This window comes from Vibrio sp. AND4, from assembly GCF_000171815.1.
In the GTDB taxonomy this organism is placed as follows: Bacteria; Pseudomonadota; Gammaproteobacteria; order Enterobacterales; family Vibrionaceae; genus Vibrio.
This window is the reverse complement of sequence record NZ_ABGR01000069.1, coordinates 1-3335: the sequence shown is the minus strand read 5'-3', so window position 1 is coordinate 3335 and position 3335 is coordinate 1. Positions and strand designations below refer to the sequence as shown.

1 protein-coding gene, 1 rRNA gene and 1 pseudogene are annotated in these 3335 nt (G+C 44.6%); 2 read left to right on the top strand and 1 reads right to left on the bottom strand.

Going from position 1 to position 3335, the window contains the following annotated elements:
- Window positions 1-637 (top strand): annotated as a pseudogene (locus AND4_RS18470) (lysine decarboxylase LdcC); the annotation flags it as partial.
- Between the two features lie 305 nt (window positions 638-942).
- Here AND4_RS18470 and adhP read toward each other — a convergent pair.
- Entirely contained in the window at window positions 943-1959 is a 1017-nt protein-coding gene (gene adhP / locus AND4_RS18465; RefSeq protein ID WP_009844503.1) for an alcohol dehydrogenase AdhP, read from the bottom strand.
- A gap of 736 nt (window positions 1960-2695) precedes the next feature.
- On the opposite strand from adhP, the gene AND4_RS18460 reads away from it, so the two are divergent.
- Window positions 2696-3335, top strand: a 16S ribosomal RNA gene (locus AND4_RS18460); the annotation flags it as partial.

The following is a 3335-nucleotide window of genomic DNA, read 5'->3' as shown; positions in this document are numbered from 1 at the left end:
AGAAGGTGAACTAGAAGAATCAGGTATTCCTGCTTCGCTGGTGGCTAAATTCTTAGACGAGCGTGGTATCGTGGTAGAGAAAACAGGTCCATACAACTTGTTGTTCCTATTCTCAATCGGTATCGACAAATCAAAAGCCATGCAATTGCTACGTGGTCTAACGGAATTTAAACGTGGCTATGACTTGAACCTAACCATCAAGAGCTTCCTGCCTTCGTTATATAACGAAGACCCAAGCTTTTATGAAGGCATGCGTGTTCAAGAATTAGCACAAGCAATTCATGACCTAACTAAGAAATACAATCTACCAGAGCTAATGTACAAAGCGTTTGATGTGCTTCCAGAAATGAAAGTGACGCCACATGCAGCATGGCAAGAAGAGCTTCGTGGCAACATCGAAGAAGTTAAACTGGAAGAAATGGTTGGCCGTGTTAGTGCAAACATGATCCTTCCTTACCCTCCGGGTGTGCCACTAGTACTTCCTGGCGAAATGGTGACTCAAGAGTCTCGCCCTGTGCTGGACTTCTTAGAGATGCTTTGTGATATCGGTGCGCATTACCCGGGCTTTGAGACTGATATCCACGGTTTATACCAACAAAAAGACGGTAGCTACACCGTAAAAGTTTTGAAAAACTAAGTTCCTCATTAAAGATAACGCCATTGTGAATTAAGCATGCTCCACTCTTGCCAATTCAATGTGTTATCGAAAACAACGGTACGTTAGATATTCCCTAACCAAACTGTTGTAAAGAGTAGGGCAAGGATGCTCTGTTCTCATGAGTGCAATATCTGTTCTTATGTATGTAATAAAAGAGACACATCTCCACGAGTTGAGTTGAATCAACCCACGTAAAAGCAAAAACCAAAGAGCAGCACAAAAGTGCCGCTCTTTTTGCTCTCTATATAAAAGGATTAATACAGGAAAGAAAATAAAAGCTAAAATCAGGTGAACGCCATCACGATACGCCCATTGATTTCACCTCTCTCCATATCAGCAAAAATGTCATTGATATCTTCAAGCCGTTTGACTTCAATGATTGCTTTTACTTTTCCTTCAGCTGCAAATTGTAAGCACTCCTGTAAGTCTTTGCGTGTGCCGACAATAGAACCAATCACTTTGATACCATTTAGCACAGTATCAAAGATGGGGATTGGCATCTCTTCTGGAGGAAGACCAACAAGTACGCATGCACCACCACGACGCACGGAGTGATAAGCCTCTTGGAATGCTGGCTTAGAAACGGCAGTACAGACAACACCGTGTACACCGCCATTGGTAATGTCTTTGATGCGCTCCGATGGCTTCTCTTTCATAAAGTCGATGGTGTGTTGTGCTCCTAGGCTTTTGGCTAGTGCAAGCTTTTCGTCGCCAGTGTCAACAGCAATAACATTCATGCCCATTGCTGCTGCATATTGAATCGCTAAATGACCTAAACCTCCTGCGCCGACAATTGCGACCCATTGACCTGGTTTGACATCAGTGACTTTGAGTGCCTTATAAGTCGTCACACCTGCACAGAATAAAGGAGCCGCATCTACGTAACTTATACCATCCGGAATCTTCACCACGTATTCCCCGTGAGCAAGACAGAACTCAGCATAGCCACCGTCGACAGAATAACCAGCGTTATGTTGATCTAAACAAAGTGTTTCTTGACCTTCCAAGCAGTAGTCACAATGACCGCACGCACTATAGAGCCACGGAATACCGACACGATCACCCGCTTTGAGGTGATGTATCTCACTACCAACTTCAACGATTTCGCCTACACCTTCATGACCAGGAACGAGAGGCATCTTAGGTTTTACTGGCCAGTCACCATGACAAGCGTGTAGATCGGTATGGCAAACACCGCATGCGTGGACTTTCACGAGCACATCGCGAGGTTTAATGTTGGGTAGAGGGATATCTTTAATAATGAGTGGACCTTTAAATTCGCTAACGACAGCAGCTTTCATAATAACACCTCCTTTCTGATAACGATTATCATTATCGTTCTATGTGTGTGAGAGTGCAGTGATCTGGATCAAAACTCCATTTTTGTTAAAACAGACATTAGTCTGGATGTTCTATCGGTTTAAGACGTACTATCGGTAAAGTAGGTTCCTTTAATTTTAATAGAAGAAGAGGTCGTGATGGAAAACTGCCAGAAAATCACAATAAAATCTGACTTCAACTACTCTAATATCTGAATAATTACGCCATAGACTGTGAGTTTTGCCTTATACCTAGACGAAGTGTTGGTTATTTGTTCAGTTGGCGTTTTTTTTCAAAAAAAGGGTTGCGCTCATTTCTGGATTCCCTATACTGCGCATCCACCGACACGGAGTGAGACGAAAGTCACACTGCGAGTCGGGAAAGAGAGAAAAAGAACTTGAAAAAAGGCTTGACTATCTCACGGTGCAGAGTAAGATACGCACCCCTAACAACGAGCAATTAAGTTGCTAAGAATGTTAGAAACGCTCTTTAAAAATAAGAACCTATCAATCTGTGTGGGCACTCGTTGATGATAATCCAATTAGAAGCTTAGGCTTCAAATTCGATTTCAATGAACTGAGTGACCAAACGAGTCGAAAGACTTGGCACAGTCAATTCATTATCGTTCTGTTGGAACGATAATAGCTTTAGAATTACTTCTTACTTTCGAGTAAGGATGAGTTTTGAAGTCAGTATTCATTGAGTCACAAAAACTTTAAATTGAAGAGTTTGATCATGGCTCAGATTGAACGCTGGCGGCAGGCCTAACACATGCAAGTCGAGCGGAAACGAGTTATCTGAACCTTCGGGGAACGATAACGGCGTCGAGCGGCGGACGGGTGAGTAATGCCTAGGAAATTGCCCTGATGTGGGGGATAACCATTGGAAACGATGGCTAATACCGCATAATGCCTTCGGGCCAAAGAGGGGGACCTTCGGGCCTCTCGCGTCAGGATATGCCTAGGTGGGATTAGCTAGTTGGTGAGGTAAAGGCTCACCAAGGCGACGATCCCTAGCTGGTCTGAGAGGATGATCAGCCACACTGGAACTGAGACACGGTCCAGACTCCTACGGGAGGCAGCAGTGGGGAATATTGCACAATGGGCGCAAGCCTGATGCAGCCATGCCGCGTGTGTGAAGAAGGCCTTCGGGTTGTAAAGCACTTTCAGTCGTGAGGAAGGCGGTATAGTTAATAGCTGTATTGTTTGACGTTAGCGACAGAAGAAGCACCGGCTAACTCCGTGCCAGCAGCCGCGGTAATACGGAGGGTGCGAGCGTTAATCGGAATTACTGGGCGTAAAGCGCATGCAGGTGGTTTGTTAAGTCAGATGTGAAAGCCCGGGGCTCAACCTCGGAA

Coding starts and splice junctions, on each gene's coding strand:
- adhP (WP_009844503.1), bottom strand. CDS start 1,959: ATGAAAGCTGCTGTCGTTAGCGAATTTAAAGGTCCACTCATTATTAAA.